This is a genomic window from Variovorax sp. GW821-FHT10D07 (assembly GCF_059415325.1).
The window spans coordinates 21,477-36,581 of the sequence record NZ_JBWKMZ010000011.1 but is presented as its reverse complement, the minus strand read 5'-3'; the positions used below and the strand labels follow the sequence as shown (position 1 = coordinate 36,581).

12 protein-coding genes are annotated in these 15,105 nt (G+C 70.1%); 6 read left to right on the top strand and 6 right to left on the bottom strand.

The features are described 5' to 3' along the window. The first annotated feature begins 246 nt into the window (after positions 1 to 246). The 6 genes from AC07PU_RS27845 to AC07PU_RS27820 all read left to right on the top strand — a co-directional run bounded on the left by AC07PU_RS27845 (position 247) and on the right by AC07PU_RS27820 (position 8,853). On the top strand, positions 247 to 429 hold the full coding sequence (locus AC07PU_RS27845; protein WP_093355428.1) for a hypothetical protein: 183 nt from the start codon (positions 247 to 249) through the stop codon (positions 427 to 429). Positions 430 to 461: 32 nt separating this feature from the next. Continuing rightward, a complete protein-coding gene (locus AC07PU_RS27840; protein ID WP_495321676.1) occupies positions 462 to 2,723 on the top strand; it encodes a phosphocholine-specific phospholipase C in 2,262 nt (753 codons plus the stop codon). A 47-nt stretch (positions 2,724 to 2,770) separates the two neighbouring features. Beyond that, complete coding sequence (locus AC07PU_RS27835; RefSeq protein WP_208512529.1) at positions 2,771 to 3,673, top strand: LysR substrate-binding domain-containing protein; 903 nt, start codon at positions 2,771 to 2,773, stop codon at positions 3,671 to 3,673. Between the two features lie 119 nt (positions 3,674 to 3,792). After that, a complete protein-coding gene (locus tag AC07PU_RS27830; RefSeq protein WP_495321675.1) occupies positions 3,793 to 5,211 on the top strand; it encodes a nucleobase:cation symporter-2 family protein in 1,419 nt (472 codons plus the stop codon). 1 nt (position 5,212) lies between these two features. Next, entirely contained in the window at positions 5,213 to 6,637 is a 1,425-nt protein-coding gene (locus AC07PU_RS27825) for an 8-oxoguanine deaminase (protein WP_495321674.1), read from the top strand. Positions 6,638 to 6,840: 203 nt separating this feature from the next. Beyond that, positions 6,841 to 8,853 carry a lipoxygenase family protein gene (locus AC07PU_RS27820; protein WP_495321673.1) on the top strand — a complete coding sequence of 671 codons (2,013 nt, stop codon included), beginning with the start codon at positions 6,841 to 6,843 and terminating at the stop codon, positions 8,851 to 8,853. Positions 8,854 to 8,865: 12 nt separating this feature from the next. On the opposite strand, the gene AC07PU_RS27815 is transcribed toward AC07PU_RS27820, so the two are convergent. From AC07PU_RS27815 to AC07PU_RS27790, 6 genes are all read right to left on the bottom strand, one after another. Continuing rightward, on the bottom strand, positions 8,866 to 10,107 hold the full coding sequence (locus AC07PU_RS27815) for a pyridoxal phosphate-dependent decarboxylase family protein (protein ID WP_495321672.1): 1,242 nt from the start codon (positions 10,105 to 10,107) through the stop codon (positions 8,866 to 8,868). Positions 10,108 to 10,114: 7 nt separating this feature from the next. Then, positions 10,115 to 10,930, bottom strand: coding sequence for an ABC transporter permease (locus AC07PU_RS27810; protein WP_296780635.1), 816 nt, complete (start codon positions 10,928 to 10,930; stop codon positions 10,115 to 10,117). Next, positions 10,927 to 11,742, bottom strand: coding sequence for an ABC transporter ATP-binding protein (locus AC07PU_RS27805; RefSeq protein ID WP_495321671.1), 816 nt, complete (start codon positions 11,740 to 11,742; stop codon positions 10,927 to 10,929). The genes AC07PU_RS27810 and AC07PU_RS27805 overlap by 4 nt, the downstream gene beginning before the upstream one ends. A 4-nt stretch (positions 11,743 to 11,746) precedes the next feature. Further along, the gene (locus AC07PU_RS27800; RefSeq protein ID WP_093355408.1) at positions 11,747 to 12,790 is read right to left on the bottom strand and encodes a taurine ABC transporter substrate-binding protein; all 1,044 of its coding nucleotides are present in this window, start codon (positions 12,788 to 12,790) and stop codon (positions 11,747 to 11,749) included. 118 nt (positions 12,791 to 12,908) lie between these two features. After that, positions 12,909 to 13,649 carry a GntR family transcriptional regulator gene (locus AC07PU_RS27795; protein ID WP_495321670.1) on the bottom strand — a complete coding sequence of 247 codons (741 nt, stop codon included), beginning with the start codon at positions 13,647 to 13,649 and terminating at the stop codon, positions 12,909 to 12,911. Between the two features lie 67 nt (positions 13,650 to 13,716). After that, positions 13,717 to 14,979, bottom strand: coding sequence for an MFS transporter (locus tag AC07PU_RS27790; RefSeq protein ID WP_208512520.1), 1,263 nt, complete (start codon positions 14,977 to 14,979; stop codon positions 13,717 to 13,719). Positions 14,980 to 15,105 lie beyond the last annotated feature (126 nt).

Below are 15,105 nucleotides of genomic sequence, written 5' to 3'. Positions count from 1 at the left end.
GCGCATGCATCGCTGAAGGCTTTCGGGACCCGCTCCCGCAGCCTTCCCACCAAGCCGGACACGGTACGCGCGAGCCCTTCGCGCGCTGCCTGTCCGGCTTTGGTATTCATCGCGCGCGCAGGCGCAACGCGCGCTTACACCTGGGCCTCGTTCTTCACTCGACTGTCATTGCCGCTTCCTACCGTGGCAGTGGCGGCGCGCTCCTCGTCGCCTCTTCACAAGAAAACACACCTGCGAGGATTTCCCATGCATCTCTTCTTCTCGCGCGCACGGCTGCTGCCGGCGCTGATCCTGGCCTGCACCCTCGCCGCCTGCGGTGGCGGCAGCGGCGGCGGCTTCGGCGGACTGCCCGGCACGGGCAACCCGGGCGACGGCGGCACGCAGAACCCGCCCGCCACCACGCAGCCCGTGATGCGCTGCGCGCCCTGATACAACGGCCCGAAAAACAACACGACAAGACCATGACCTCACGCCGCAAATTCCTCACCGGCACCGCCACCACCGGCGCCGCCGCGCTCGCGCTCTCGGCCTTTCCGCCGGCCATCCGCCGCGCGCTCGCGATTCCCGCCAACAACAAGACCGGCACCATCCAGGACGTCGAGCACATCGTGATCCTGATGCAGGAGAACCGTTCGTTCGACCACTACTTCGGCACGCTGCAGGGCGTGCGCGGCTTCGGCGACCGCTTCCCGATCCCGCTGCCCAACGGGCTCAACGTGTGGCAGCAGCTCGACGAGAACGGCAAGGTGGTGCTGCCCTATCACCTCGACGGCAGCAAAGGCAACGCGCAGCGCGTGAGCAGCACGCCGCACACCTGGGTCGACTCGCACAACGCCTGGGATGGCGGCCGCCTCTACCAGTGGCCGCGCTACAAGAAGGTCAGCAGCACCGCGCCCTACGTGCAGTCGATGGGCTACCTCGCCGAGGCCGAGCTGCCGTTCCAGTTCGCGCTGGCCAACGCCTTCACGATCTGCGACGACTACCACTGCGCGATGCACACCGGCACGCACGCCAACCGCTCGTTCCACTGGACCGGCACCAACGGCCCCACCGGCGGCAACGTGGCCTACGTGAACAACGTCAATGCCTGGAGCTCGACCGGTCCCTCGACCGAGGGCTACGAATGGAAGACCTATGCCGAGCGCCTGCAGGACGCGGGCGTGAGCTGGATGGTCTACCAGAACATCCCGAACAACTACGGCTGCAATCCGCTGCTGGGCTTCAAGAACTTCCGCAAGGCCAACGAGGCCTCGGCCAAGCCGGTCAGCACCTCGCTGCCGCAGGGCGCGTCGCCGGCCTACGCGCCCGGCGACGACGCCGGCAACCCGCTTTACAAGGGCACGGCCAACACGCTGCCGGTGGCCGATCAGGCGGCCTTCGACGCGGGCGCGATCATGGATGCCTTCCGCGCCGACGTGAAGGCCGGCCGGCTGCCGGCGGTGTCGTGGGTGATCCCGCCCGACGTCTACTCCGAGCACCCCGGCCCCTCGAGCCCGGTGCAGGGCGCGTGGTACATCCAGCAGGTGCTGGAGGCGCTCACCGCCGTGCCCGAGGTCTGGAGCAAGACCGTGCTGTTCGTGAACTTCGACGAGAACGACGGCTACTTCGACCATGTGCCCTCGGCCTCGGCGCCCTCGCCCATCGCATCGGCCGACCCCTCGGTGAAGGCCTTCGCGGGCAAGACCACGATGTCCGATGCGGACCTGAGCTTCGAGTACTTCAACCATCCCAAGCCGCCGGGCATGACGCAGTCGCAGCCCACGCCCGACGGCAACGTCTACGGCCCCGGCATGCGCGTGCCGATGTACGTGATCTCGCCCTGGAGCCGCGGCGGCTGGGTCAACTCGCAGACCTTCGACCACACCTCGGTGCTGCGTTTCGTCGAGGCCCGCTTCGGCGTGAAGGAAAGCAACATCGGCCCGTTCCGCCGCGCGGTCAACGGCGACCTCACGAGCGCCTTCAACTTCGCCAATCCCAACGGCGAGGCGCTGCCCACGCTCGCGGGCCGCCGCACCAAGGCCGAGGCCGACCAGCTGCGCGCCGCGCAGCAGGCGCTGCCGCAGGTCACGCCGCCGGCCAACGGCCTGCTGCCGCGCCAGGCCACCGGCACGCGGCCCTCGCGCGCGCTGCCCTACGAGCTGCACACCAGCGCCAGGGCCGACGCGGCCGGCGGCACGCTGCAGCTGCTGTTCGCCAACACCGGCAACGCGGCCGCCGTGTTCCATGTCTACGACCGGCTCAACCTCGACCGCCTGCCGCGCCGCTACATGGTCGAAGCCGGCAAGTCGCTCGACGACCGCTGGAACGCGACCGCCGACAACGCCGGCCGCTACGACCTCTGGGTGCTCGGCCCCAACGGCTACCACCGCCATTTCCAGGGCGACCTCAACGCATTGCGCGCCGGCGGCGCGGCCGTGCCCGAGCTGCGCGTGTGCTACGACATCGCCAACGGCAACGTCTACCTCGAGATGATGAACGGCGGCCAGGCCGCGGCGAAGTTCAGCGTGCGCGCCAAGGCTTACCGCGACGACGGCCCATGGAGCGCGACCGTCGCGGGCGGCGCCAAGGCCGAGCTGCACTGGGAGCTCGCGGCCAGCGGACAGTGGTACGACTTCGCCGTCACCTGCGATGCCGATCCGGCCTACTACCGCCGCTTCGCCGGCCGCGTCGAGACCGGCAAGCATTCGGTCAGCGATCCCGCGCTGGGCTTGCCCGACCTCTGAGCCCGCATGCATGATCCCCCCGCGCCCACGGTGGCGCGGGAGATGTCATGCACGCCAAGGTGGTCCGGTACTTCGTCGAGGTGGTTCGCGCGGGTTCGATCCGCAAGGCGGCCGCGCAGCTGCACGTGGTGCCGACCGCGATCAACCGGCAGATCCTCAACCTCGAGGAGGAGCTGGGCGCGCCGCTGTTCGAGCGCATCCACAACACGCTCAAGCTCACGCCGGTGGGCGAGCTGGTGCTGGCGCATGCGCGCGGCACGCTGCGCGAGTTCGACGGGGTGCGCCAGCGCATCGAGGCCATGCGCGGGCTGCGCCAGGGCGAGGTCACGCTGGCCACCACCGCCGGGCTCGCCGACGCCTTCCTGCCGGGCGTGGTGCGGCGCTTTCGCGCGGCCCATCCCGGCATCCAGCTCAAGCTGCTGGGCCTGCCGATCGCGGCCGTGCTGCACGGCGTGCGCGAAGGCGATGCCGACCTCGCGCTGGCCTACGACGTGCCCGCCACCGCAGGTTTTCGCACGCTGTTCGCCAGTGAGTGGCCGATCGGCGCGGTGGTGCCGCCCGGCCATGCGCTCACGGCCCATGCGAGCACCGTGCTGGCCGAGTGCGTGGGCCATCCGCTGCTGTTGCCCGCGCCCTCGCTGTCGATCCGGCCGATCATCGACGCCGCCTTCGAACGCTCGGGCCTGCGCGCCTCGCCGGTCATCGAGACCACCTCCACCGCGCTGATGCGCCGCCTGGTGCGCGAGGGCGAGGGCATCACGCTGCTCAACCGGCTCGACGTGGCCGAGGAGATGCACGACGGCTCGCTGGTCTTCGTGCCGCTGCGCGACGCCACCCTGCCGGCGCAGACGCTCACGCTCGAGACCCGCGCCGCGCAGTCACCGAGCCCCGCGGCCGAGCTGTTCGCGAACCACGTGACGGCCTGCCTCGACGAGCTGCTCGCGCCTTGAGGCCCGCGCCGGGGGCCGTCCACTTTTTGTGCACGGGGCGCGCCATTTATTGACTTTGCGCGTTCGAAGGCATGGCTCCTAGACTGCCGCGCCGGTCATCGGCCGGAAGGAAAAGTCCCATGCTTTCGAACGACAAGAAAAAGACCCCAGCAGGAGACGGCGAAGGGGTCGACCAGAAGCTTCCCCTGGTGCGCTGCGGCGCGCTGAGCCTGCAGCACGTGCTCGTGATGTACGCGGGCACGGTGGCGGTGCCGCTGATCGTGGGCGGCGCGCTCGGCCTCTCGAAGGCCGACATCGCCTTCCTCATCAATGCCGACCTGCTCGCCGCCGGCATCGCCACGCTGGTGCAGGCCATCGGCTTCTGGCGCTTCGGCATCCGAATGCCGGTGATGATGGGGGTGACCTTCGCGGCCGTGGGCCCGATGATCGCCATCGGCATCGATCCCTCGCTGGGCCTGCCCGCGATCTACGGCGCCACCATCGTGGCGGGGCTGTTCGGCATCGCGCTCGCGCCGCTGATGGGGCGCGTGCTCGGCGTGTTCCCGCCGCTGGTGACGGGCACGGTCATCACGCTGATCGGCGTCTCGCTGATGGTGGTGGCGATCCACTGGGCCGCGGGCGGGCAGCCCACCTCGACGCGCAGCATCGAGGGCGTGGCGCATGCGGTGGCCAACCCGGCCTACGGCGAGCCGGTGAAGCTCGCCATCGCCGCGGCCGTGCTGGCGGCGATCATCGCGATCACGCGCTTCGGCAAGGGCCTCATCGCCAACATCGCGGTGCTGCTGGGCATCGTCTTCGGCGTGCTGCTGTCGCTGGCGCTCGGCCGCATGCAGTTCGACGGGCTCGAGGAAGCGAGCTGGATGGCCCTGACCACGCCCTTCCACTTCGGCCTGCCGCGCTTCGAGCTCACGGCCATCGCCTCGATGTGCATCGTGATGCTGATCACCCTGGTCGAATCGACCGGCATGTTCCTCGCGCTCGGCGAGATCACGGGCCGCAAGGTCGACACCGACGCGCTCTCGCGCGGCCTGCGCGCCGACGGCCTGGGCACGGTGATCGGCGGCGTGTTCAACACCTTCCCCTACACCTCGTTCTCGCAGAACGTGGGGTTGGTCACGGTCACGGGCGTGCGCTCGCGCTACGTGGCGGCCGGCGGCGGCGTGCTGCTGATCGCGCTCGCGCTGTTCCCCAAGGTCGCGCACGTGGTGGCCTCCGTACCCTCCTTCGTGCTCGGCGGCGCGGGCATCGTGATGTTCGGCATGGTCGCGGCCACCGGCATCCGCATCCTCGGCAGCATCGACTACGCGCGCGAGCGCCACGCGCTCTACGTGATCGCGATCTCGGTCGGCCTCGGCCTGATTCCCACGCTGTCGCCGAACTTCTTCCAGCACTTCCCGGCCTGGACCCATCCGCTGACGCACAGCGGCATCGTGCTCGGCACCGTCGCCGCGGTGCTGCTCAATCTCTTCTACAACGGCGTGCAGTCGAGGGAGCGTTCCTTCACACTGGCGGCACGCACCTCGCACGGAACCGAATGACATGACTTCCTCCACCGCTTCCTCGCCCCGGCCGTTGCGCGTGCTGCGCCACGCCGACGTGCTCGTCACCATGGACGCCGCGCGGCGCGAGATCGCCGATGGCGCGCTGGTGATCGACGGGCCGGCCATCGCCTGGGTTGGTGCCACGGCCGAGCTGCCGCCGGTCTACCTCGAGGCGTTGCGCAGCGGCGGTGCCGAGGCCATCGACCTGCACGGCCACGTGCTGATGCCGGGGCTGGTAAACACGCACCACCACATGTACCAGAGCCTTACGCGCGCGGTACCCGAGGCGCAGGACGCCGAGCTGTTCGGCTGGCTCACCAACCTCTACCTGCTGTGGGCGCGGCTCACGCCCGAGATGATCCGCGTGTCGACCCAGACCGCGATGGCCGAGCTGATGCTCTCGGGCTGCACCACCACCAGCGACCACCTCTACCTGTTCCCCAACGGCGCGCGGCTCGACGATTCGATCGAGGCCGCCACCGCGATGGGCATGCGCTTCCATGCCGCGCGCGGCAGCATGAGCGTGGGCCGCAGCGCCGGCGGCCTGCCGCCCGACGAGGTGGTGGAGAGCGAGGCCGCGATCCTGCGCGACAGCGAACGGCTGATCGACCGCTGGCACGATGCCTCGCGCCACTCGATGCGGCGCATCGTGCTCGCACCCTGCTCGCCGTTCTCGGTCTCGCGCGAGCTCATGCGCGACTCGGCGCTGCTCGCGCGCGAGCGCGGCGTGTCGCTGCACACGCACCTGGCCGAGAACGACAACGACGTCGCCTACTCGCGCGAGAAGTTCGGCATGACGCCGGCCGAGTACGCCGAGGACCTGGGCTGGGTCGGCCGCGACGTCTGGCATGCGCACTGCGTAAAGCTCGACCCCGCGGGCATCGCCCTGTTCGGCCACACCGGCACCGGCGTGGCCCACTGCCCGTGCTCGAACATGCGGCTGGCCTCAGGCATCGCGCCCATCGGCGCCATGCGCCGCGCCGGCGTGCCGGTGGGCCTGGGGGTGGACGGCAGCGCCTCGAACGACGGCGCCCACCTGCTCGGCGAGGCGCGCCAGGCCATGCTGCTGCAGCGCGTGGGCCATGGCCCGGCCGCGATGACGGCGCGCGAGGCGCTCGAGATCGCGACCCTGGGCGGCGCGCGCGTGCTGGGCCGCGACGACATCGGCGCGCTCGCGCCGGGCATGTCGGCCGACATGGTGGGCTTCGACCTGCGCGGCGTGTCGCACGCGGGCGCGGGGCACGACCCGGTGGCGGCGCTGGTGTTCTGCACGCCGGCCTCGGCCGCGCTCAGCATCATCGACGGCCAGGTGCGCATCCGCGCGGGCCGCTTCGTCGATCTCGAGCTGCCGCCGCTGCTCGCGCGGCACCGCGAGCTCGCGCGCACGCTGTACGAGCGCGCGCGGCATCCGCACACGGCCTGAGACGCTGAACAGCACCTGACCGGCGTGCGCTTTCGCCACGCCGGATGCAAACCTTCGCCCTAGGCAGCTACCCGCATTGCGGGCGTCATGCCTCGTCCGCAGAATCCGCTGGCTCGAATAGAACGATCGTTCGATTTTGCCGGCCCTATAAGTTCGACATCGGCCGGTGCCCGGATTCACGACAACAACAGGGAACACCAGCGATGAAACGCAGAGAACTCCTCAAGGGCGCGGCCGCGGCCGGCACCGCAGCGGGATTCGGCAGCCTGCTGGCCGGCGCGCCATCCACCGCCTCGGCCGCGCTGCCGGTGCTCAAGCCCACCTTGCCGCAGAAGATCGATCCGATCAGCGCCACCTTGCGCCGGCTCGAGCTGGTGAGCCGGCAGGCCACCTACCTCTGGACCGAGTCGCACCTCAACCTCGCGGGCGTGCCGATGGGCACTGTCGTGCCGCCGGCCGAGCTGCCGGCGCTCGAGCACCAGTTGCTGACGCTATCGCGCGCGCTCGAGGCGGCCGTGAACTTCGCGGCCTCCTTCGCCACCAGCCCGCTCGCCAGCGGCAGCCTGCAGACGCTCGACAACCTGCGCACGCGGCTTTCGAGCCTTCAGGCCAGCTTCGCGCAGCTGCTGTCGCAGAACGCCGGCCTGCTCACGCTGCCGGCCGCGGCACTCGCGCTGCTGGGCACGCTGACCGGCACCGCGGGCGACATCGCCACCCAGTTGCGCCAGGTGCACCAGGACCTGATGACGCAGGGCCTGCTCGGCGGGCCGCGCACCGTGGCGCAGTACGACGCGCTGTTCGCGACCATCGAGAAGCCGTCGATCGCGCAGGTCTTCCGCGACAACGCGCTGTTCGCCTGGATGCGCGTGGCCGGCCCGAACCCGATGTTGATCCGCAAGGCCAGCGTGCTGCCCTCGAAGTTCCCGCTGACCGGCGCGCAGTACCGGCAGGCCATGGGCAACGCCGACAGCCTCGCCGACGCGGCCGCCGAGGGCCGCCTCTATCTGCTCGACTACGAGGGCCTGGGCGACATGGCGCCCACGGGCCCGGTAACCAAGCCGCTGACCGGCACCGCCTATGTCTTCATGCCGGTCGCGCTGTTCGCGCGGCCCAGGGCCGGCCGTTCGTTGGTGCCCGTGGCCATCCAGTGCGGCCAGAACCCGGCGCAGCATCCGATCTTCCTGCGCGTGGACGACGCCTCGAACGCCGAGGCCTACTGGGCCTGGCAGTCGGCCAAGACCACGGTGCAAGTGGCCGACTTCAACTACCACGAGATGTTCGTGCACCTGGGCCGCACGCACCTGATGTCGGAGGCCTTCGCGATGGCCACGCAGCGCCAGCTCGCGACCGCGCATCCGCTGAGCCGCCTGCTGTCGCCGCACCTCGAGGGCGCGATGTTCATCAACGAGGCGGCCACGCTGATCATCATGGCGCCGCTGACCACGGGCGACGGCATCCTCGCGGCGCCGATCGAGACCCTGCAGCGCGAGTGCGGCCGCGACCGCCTGGCCTACGACTTCCAGGCCAACCTGATGCTGCCCGACGAGCTGCGCGCGCGCGGCGTCGACAACCCGGGCGAGCTGCCCGAGTACCCGTACCGCGACGACGCGCTGCTGCTGTGGAACGCGATCGCGCAATGGGTCGGCGACTACGTCGCGACCTATTACCTCAGCGACGCCGACGTGAGCGGCGACCATGAGCTGCAGGCCTGGGCCGTCGACCTCTCGACCCACGGCAAGGTGAAGGGGCTGCCGGCGATTTCCACGCGCGCCAGGCTGGCCGACGTGATCACGGCCATCGTCTTCAACACGAGTGCGCAGCATGCGGCCGTGAACTTCCCGCAGCTCTCGGTGATGACCTATGCGCCCTTCAGCGCGGGCATGGCCGGCACGCCGGCGCCCGCCTCGACGGCCGGCCAGTCGGAGGCCACCTGGTCGCAGATGCTGCCCGCGCGGCTCGCGGCGCAGGAGCAGATCCTGCTGTTCCACATCCTCGGCGGCGTCTACTACCGGCCGCTCGGCGAGTACAAGGACAATGCCTTTCCGCACCTGCCGGTGCTGATCGATCCCGCGATCGCGGGCCAGGGCGGGCCGCTCGAGCGCTTCCGCGCGGCGCTGGCGAACATCGAAACGACGATCAAGCAGCGCAACACCACGCGCTCGCGGCCCTACGAGCACCTGCTGCCGAGCCGGATTCCGTCGAGCACGAACATCTGAACCGGGGGCAGCTCAGTACTGCGCCTTCACCGCGCTCGCCGCGCCGCTCGCCAGGGTCGCCGGATCCTCCAGCACCGCCGCCACGTCGCCCAGGTACTGCCCCACCACCGGCTCGTGCGTGAGGTTCAGCATGTGGTGGATGCCGTCGGGGTTCTTCACGTAACCCACGGTCCAGCCGCGCGCGCCGAGGCCGCGGCCGACGGCGCCCATGTCGCGTTCGGGCGAGCCGAAGGCGAAGATCGACAGCTCGGGCCGGCCCAGCGTGGGCAGGCCCAGCGCATCGAGGCCCTGCTGCATCGCGCGCCGCGTCGCGAGCACGCGCTCGGTGACGCGCAGATAGCCCGCATGGCCCAGGTAGTTCATCACCGCCCAGGCCGCGGCGATGGCGCCGCCCGCGCGCGTGCCCACCAGCGTGTGGGTGAAGTACTGGCCGCGCGGCCAGTCGTCGAAGTAGTAGCCCATCAGCGCGAAGGCCTCGGGATCGGCGAAGAACAGGGTCGAGGCGCCCTTGGCGGTGTAGCCGTACTTGTGCAGGTCGGCCGAGATCGAGGTCACGCCCTCGACCGCGAAATCGAAGTCGGGAATGTCGGCGCCGAGCTCGCGCGCGAACGGCGCGAAGTAGCCGCCCACGCAGGCATCGACATGCATCCAGCAGCCGTGCTCGCGCGCCAGTGCCGCGATCTCGGGAATGGGATCGACCACGCCGTGCGGAAAGGCCGGCGCCGAGCCCACCACCATCGCGGTGTCGGGCGTGAAGGCGGCGCGCATCGCCGCCGGGTCGGCGCGGAAGTCGGCCGCCAGCGGCGTGCGCACCGGCACCAGGCCGAGGAAGTGCGCGGCCTTGTCGAAGGCCGGGTGCGCGCTCTGCGGCATCAGGATTTCGGGCTTCGCCATGCCGGGGCGCCGCGCCAGCGCGCGGTCGCGCGCGCACTTGACCGCGAGGAAGATGCTCTCGGTGCCGCCGGTGGTCATGGCGCCGCGCGACTCGGCACCGCCATGCAGCAGCGAAAGGCCCATCTCCACCACCTCGCGCTCGAAGGTCGCGAGGCTCGCGAAGGCGCGCGGGCCCAGGCCGTTCTCGGAGAAGTACATCAGGTAGGCCTTCTTGGCCACCTCGAGCACGTCCTCGCCCGCGTAGTGGATGAACATCGGCACGCGGCCGTTGCGCCAGTCGGCGTCGCCGCGGCCGGCCTCCTCGAGCCGCCGCTGCAGCTCGGGCCAGGACGCGCCTTGCTCGGGGAATGTCAATGCCATGGTCGCTTCATCCTTCCTTGCCGCCCCAGTGGACGACCTTGTTTTCGAGCGCCCGCGCCAGCAGGTCGAGCAGGTAGCCGAGGATCGCCATGATCAGCGCGCCGACGATCACGACGTTGGTGAGCAGGAAGTCGGAGGCCGACATCGCCATGTAGGCGATGCCCGCGTTGGTGGCGATCATCTCGGCGCCCACCAGCATGGTCACGCCCAGGCCGATGCTCACGCGGATGCCGGTGAAGATGCCCGGCAGGCTGGCCGGGAAGATCACGCGCCGGAAGATCATGGTGCGCGAGGCACCGAGCGCCATCGCGGCCTGCACCTTGCGCCGGCCCACCGCGCGCACCGCCTGCATGGCGCTGATCGAGAGGATCGGGAACAGCGCGAGCACGATGATCACGATCTTCGAGACCTCGCCGATGCCGAACCAGATGATGAGCAGCGGCAGCAGCGCGAGCTTGGGCATCGGCCGCGTGATCTCGATCGGCGGATCGAGCAGCGCCTTCACGGTCTCGTTCATGCCCATCCACAGCCCCAGCGGTACGGCCACCAGCACCGTGAGCCCGAAGGCCACGCCGAAGCGGAACAGGCTGATGCCCAGGTGGTGCGCGAGCGTCTTGCCCTGGTAGCCGTTCTGCATGAGCTGCAAAAAGGTGTTCCACACCGACATCGGCGAAGGCAGGAACAACGGCGCGACCAGCGGCTGGTCGCCCACGATCGGCACGGTGATCAGCAGCCACAGCACGAACAGCGCGGCGAAGGAGCCGAGGTTGATCCAGCGCGCGCGGCCGCGGGCGCCGTTCGGCCGGTTCGGTGCGGCGCTCATCGCTGAGCCTCCTGGTGCTGCGCGGCCAGCGCCTCCTCGCGCAGCAGGCCGAAGATCTCGGCCTTCATGCGCGCGAACTCCGCGCTCGCAACCACGGCCGGGTCGTCGCTCTGCGCGAAGCCGGGATGGAACTTCGCCTTGATGCGCCCGGGCCGCGCCGACATCACGACGATCTCGGTGGCGAGGAACAGCGCCTCGTCGATGCTGTGGGTGATCCACAGCACGGTCTTGCGCGTCTCGTGCCAGATGCGCTTGATCTCCTCCTGCAGCAGCTCGCGCGTCTGCGCGTCGAGCGCGGCGAAGGGCTCGTCCATCAGCAGGATCTCGGGCGAATTGGCGAGCGCGCGCGCGATGCCCACGCGCTGCTGCATGCCGCCCGAGAGCTCGTAGGGATAGCGCCTCGCAAAGCTCGTGAGGCCGACCATCTCGAGGTACTTCGAGGCGATGCGCGTGGCCTCGGCGGCCGACTTGCCCGTGGCCAGCGGCCCGAAGGCCACGTTGTCGATCACGCGCATCCAGGTGAACAGCGCGCCCTGCTGGAACACCACGCCGCGGCGCGGATCGGGGCCGCGCACCGGCTGGCCGTCCATCAGCACGCGGCCGGCCGTGGGTTGCTCGAAGCCCGCGAGGATGTTCAGCAGCGTGCTCTTGCCGCAGCCCGAGGGGCCGAGCAGGCAGGTGAAGGCGCCCTCGGCGATGTCGAGCGTGATCGGCTCCAGCGCCTGCACCGCGTCGGGGCCGTCGCCGAAGCGCTTGGAGACTTCCTCGAAACGGACCTTGGGCGTGCCCGCCTGCTGCGGTGGCAGTCCCATGGCCTCAGGCGGCCATCTTGGCGACGAAGCTCGAATCGACGAGCCCGCTCAGGTCCTTCGGCATGGCCGAGATCTGCGCCGACTCCAGCAGGAACTGCGCCTGCGTCTGCAAGGTCTTGAGCACGCCCGTGTCCTTCTCGCCGGGCTTGCCCATCCAGTGGCTCTGCAGCTGCTCGCGCGCGGGCACCGGGTAGAAGGTGTTGAGCGAGCGCATCACCGCGGCCTCGTCGACGTTGAGGAATTTGGTCATGGTCTCGACCACTTCCTTCGGTTCCTGCTTGAAGGTGCGCGCGATCTGCTCGTAGTCCTTGAGGAAGGCCAGCACCAGGTCGGGCGACTTCTGCTTGAACTCGTCGCGCACCAGCAGGCCGTCGAAGATCAGCAGGTTGTTCTTGTTGAGGTCGCCGGTCTTGAAGATGATCTTGCCGCCGTCCTCGGTCAGGCGCGGCAGCACCGGCACCCAGATGTAGCTGGCATCGATCTCGCGGCGCTGCCAGGCCGAGGCGATCTGGTCGGCGCGCATGTTGATGAGCTGCACGTCCGCCAGCCCGATGCCCGCGGTCTTGAGCGCCGCCACCGCCGCGAAGTGCACCGAGGTGTTGAACGGCAGGCCGATCTTCTTGCCCTTGAGCCCCGCCACCGTGGTGATGCCCGAGTTGCCCTGCACCACCAGGCATTCGCTGTCGACGATGTTCTTGTAGACGTAGACCATCGAGGCCTTCAGCCCGTTGGCGTAGCCGACCATCATCGGGCTGGAGCCGATGTTGCACATGTCGAGGCTGCCGCCGGCCATGGCCGCGATCACCTCGGAGCCCGCGCGCACGGTCACGAAGTCGGCACTGGTGCCGGCGCCGAAGGTCTTGGCCGCCATGTTCTTCGCGCGGATGTAGTTCTGCGCATCGATGGCGCCGAAGGTGCCGAGCTTGACCGAGCGCGACTGCGCGGCGGCCGGGCCCGAGGCCCCGAGCAGCAGCGAGCCGGCGGAGGAGGCCAGCAGCATGTGGGCGCTGGCCAGGTGGAACTCGCGGCGGGAGAGATTCAACTTCATGCGACGGCCTTTCTTCGAACAGACGAAGGAACTGGAGCCCCGGCAACGAGGCCTTGGGCCGCACTTTAGGCGATCAGAATATATTCTGTCTACGCAAAAACCCGCGCCAGTCGTTTTTTCAGGGCTTGAGCAGCCGGATCAGGTAGCGCGAGCCGTGCGTCAGGTCGTCGCGCATCGCCTGCCCGAGCGCGTCGCCGTCGCGCCGGCGCAGGGCATCCATCGCGGTCAGATGCGTCTCGTGGCCCGTGAGACTGCCGCAGTACTGCGGGAACAGCAGGTTCAGCGTGGGGCCGACGCGCAGCCACAGGCTCTCGATGATGCGGATCAGGATGGCCTGACCCGAGGCTCGATATATCGAGAGATGGAATTCGGTGTTCTCGAGCAGGGTGCGGTGCGCGTCGCCGGCCTGGATGGCCGCCAGGTGCGCCTGCACCACGCCGTCGAGGCGCTCGATCTCGTCGTTCGAGATGCGCGGCGCGGCCTCCTTGGCCGCCAGGCATTCGAGCTCCATGCGGATCTTCAGGATCTCGCGGTAGGTCTCGACGTCGAGGCGCGGCACGCGGATGGTGCGGCCGTTGACCACCTCGAGCCCGTGCTCCACCACCAGCCGCTGCACCGCCTCGCGCACCGGCGTCAGGCTCACGCCCTGGCTCTCGGCCACGCCGCGCACGGTCAGCACCTGCTCGGGCAGCAGCGCGCCGGTCATCAGCGACTGGCGCAGCCGCTGGTAGACCTGGTCGGTCAGCGTGTCGGCGCGCGTGCCCTGCGCCTCGTCGCGCAACGCCGGTTCCGCATGGGCGGCACGGCGCGCGCGCGGACGGACCTCGGGTCGGCGGGCGGTGGGCTTGGAGGCGGGCATCGGGGGTCGGCTCGGTGGGATTGTGGCTTGAATATACTCTGCCGCCTCCAGCCGCCCGGGCGCTGGCTCAGGCCGGCGCGACGCGGCGGCCGCGCCCCATGACGCGGTAGAGCAGGAAGGCCGCGATCGAGACGTTGACGAGGTTCCAGGCGATGCCGTTGAGGAAGGCCGCGTGGTAGCTGCCCGTGAGGTCGAACACCTTGCCCGACATCCAGCCGCCGAGCGCCATGCCGAACAGCGTGAACATCAGCACCGTGCCCACGCGCGCGCCCGCCTCGGAGGCCGGGAAGTGCTCGCGCACGATGATCGCGTACGAGGGCACGATGCCGCCCTGGAACAGGCCGAACAGCGCCGACACCACGTACAGCGGCACCAGGCCGTCGAAGGGCAGGAACAGCAGCAGCGCCACGCACTGCAGCGCGCCGCCGAGCAGCAGCGTGCGCAGCCCGCCGATGCGGTCGCAGATGGCGCCCGACACCAGCCGGCTCACCACGCCGAAGGCCAGCATCAGCGAGAGCATCTGCGCGCCGCGCGCGGCGCCGAAGCCGAGGTCGCTGCAGTAGGCCACGATGTGCACCTGCGGCATCGCCATCGCCACGCAGCAGGCCACGCCCGCCACGCACAGCAGGCCCTGCGCCGTACCGGCGCTGAAGCCGAAGGGCCGCGCGAGGTTGCGCACCGCGGCGCCACCGGGGCCCGCCACGGGCGGCGTGGCCACCGCGGCCGGCGCACGCGCGCGGAAGAAGAAGGCCAGCGCCACCATCGTGACGCTGCAGAACAGGCCCATGCCGATGTAGGTCTGGCGCCAGCCCACGGTCTCGATGAAGTGCTGCACGATCGGAGGCCACACCGCGCCCGCCACGTAGTTGCCGCTGGCGCAGATCGCCACCGCGATGCCGCGCCGCTTGACGAACCACAGCGAGGTGTCGGCCACCAGCGGCGCGAAGGCCACCGAGCTGCCGAGCAGGCCGACCAGCAGGGTCTGGGCGATGGTGAAGGAGACGATGCCGCCCGCGAGGCCCGAGGCGACGTAGCCGAGCCCGAGGCAGACCGCGCCGCCGAGCAGCGGCCACATCATGCCGAAGCGGTCGGCCAGCTTGCCCATCAGCACGCCGCCGATGCCGAAGCCCAGCATCAGCAGCGTGTAGGGCAGCGAGGCCTGCGCGCGGTCGATGCCGAACTCGGCCTGCACCGAGGGCAGCATCACCGACACCACGTACATGCCGCTGCTGCCGACGGTCATGATCAGCAGCGTGAGGCCGAGCCGCACCATGGCGTAGCGCGAATCGGGCTGGTGGGAGGGGTGGCGTGCGGCGAGCGTCTCCGTCATCGTTCTCTTTCTTGTCTTGCATGCGTCCGTCGGGAAGACGGCGAGGTCGAGCATACAAGGCAAGCCGCGCTGGCGCACGAGCGCACCGCGCCGCGCGTCGGCGGCGCCGCCATGCGCCGGTGCGCG

Bases quoted from the DNA above. Each gene is read 5' to 3' on its own strand.
- AC07PU_RS27845 (WP_093355428.1), top strand. From the start codon at position 247: ATGCATCTCTTCTTCTCGCGCGCACGGCTGCTGCCGGCGCTGATCCTG.
- AC07PU_RS27840 (WP_495321676.1), top strand. From the start codon at position 462: ATGACCTCACGCCGCAAATTCCTCACCGGCACCGCCACCACCGGCGCC.
- AC07PU_RS27835 (WP_208512529.1), top strand. From the start codon at position 2,771: ATGCACGCCAAGGTGGTCCGGTACTTCGTCGAGGTGGTTCGCGCGGGT.
- AC07PU_RS27830 (WP_495321675.1), top strand. From the start codon at position 3,793: ATGCTTTCGAACGACAAGAAAAAGACCCCAGCAGGAGACGGCGAAGGG.
- AC07PU_RS27825 (WP_495321674.1), top strand. From the start codon at position 5,213: ATGACTTCCTCCACCGCTTCCTCGCCCCGGCCGTTGCGCGTGCTGCGC.
- AC07PU_RS27820 (WP_495321673.1), top strand. From the start codon at position 6,841: ATGAAACGCAGAGAACTCCTCAAGGGCGCGGCCGCGGCCGGCACCGCA.
- AC07PU_RS27815 (WP_495321672.1), bottom strand. From the start codon at position 10,107: ATGGCATTGACATTCCCCGAGCAAGGCGCGTCCTGGCCCGAGCTGCAG.
- AC07PU_RS27810 (WP_296780635.1), bottom strand. From the start codon at position 10,930: ATGAGCGCCGCACCGAACCGGCCGAACGGCGCCCGCGGCCGCGCGCGC.
- AC07PU_RS27805 (WP_495321671.1), bottom strand. From the start codon at position 11,742: ATGGGACTGCCACCGCAGCAGGCGGGCACGCCCAAGGTCCGTTTCGAG.
- AC07PU_RS27800 (WP_093355408.1), bottom strand. From the start codon at position 12,790: ATGAAGTTGAATCTCTCCCGCCGCGAGTTCCACCTGGCCAGCGCCCAC.
- AC07PU_RS27795 (WP_495321670.1), bottom strand. From the start codon at position 13,649: ATGCCCGCCTCCAAGCCCACCGCCCGCCGACCCGAGGTCCGTCCGCGC.
- AC07PU_RS27790 (WP_208512520.1), bottom strand. From the start codon at position 14,979: ATGACGGAGACGCTCGCCGCACGCCACCCCTCCCACCAGCCCGATTCG.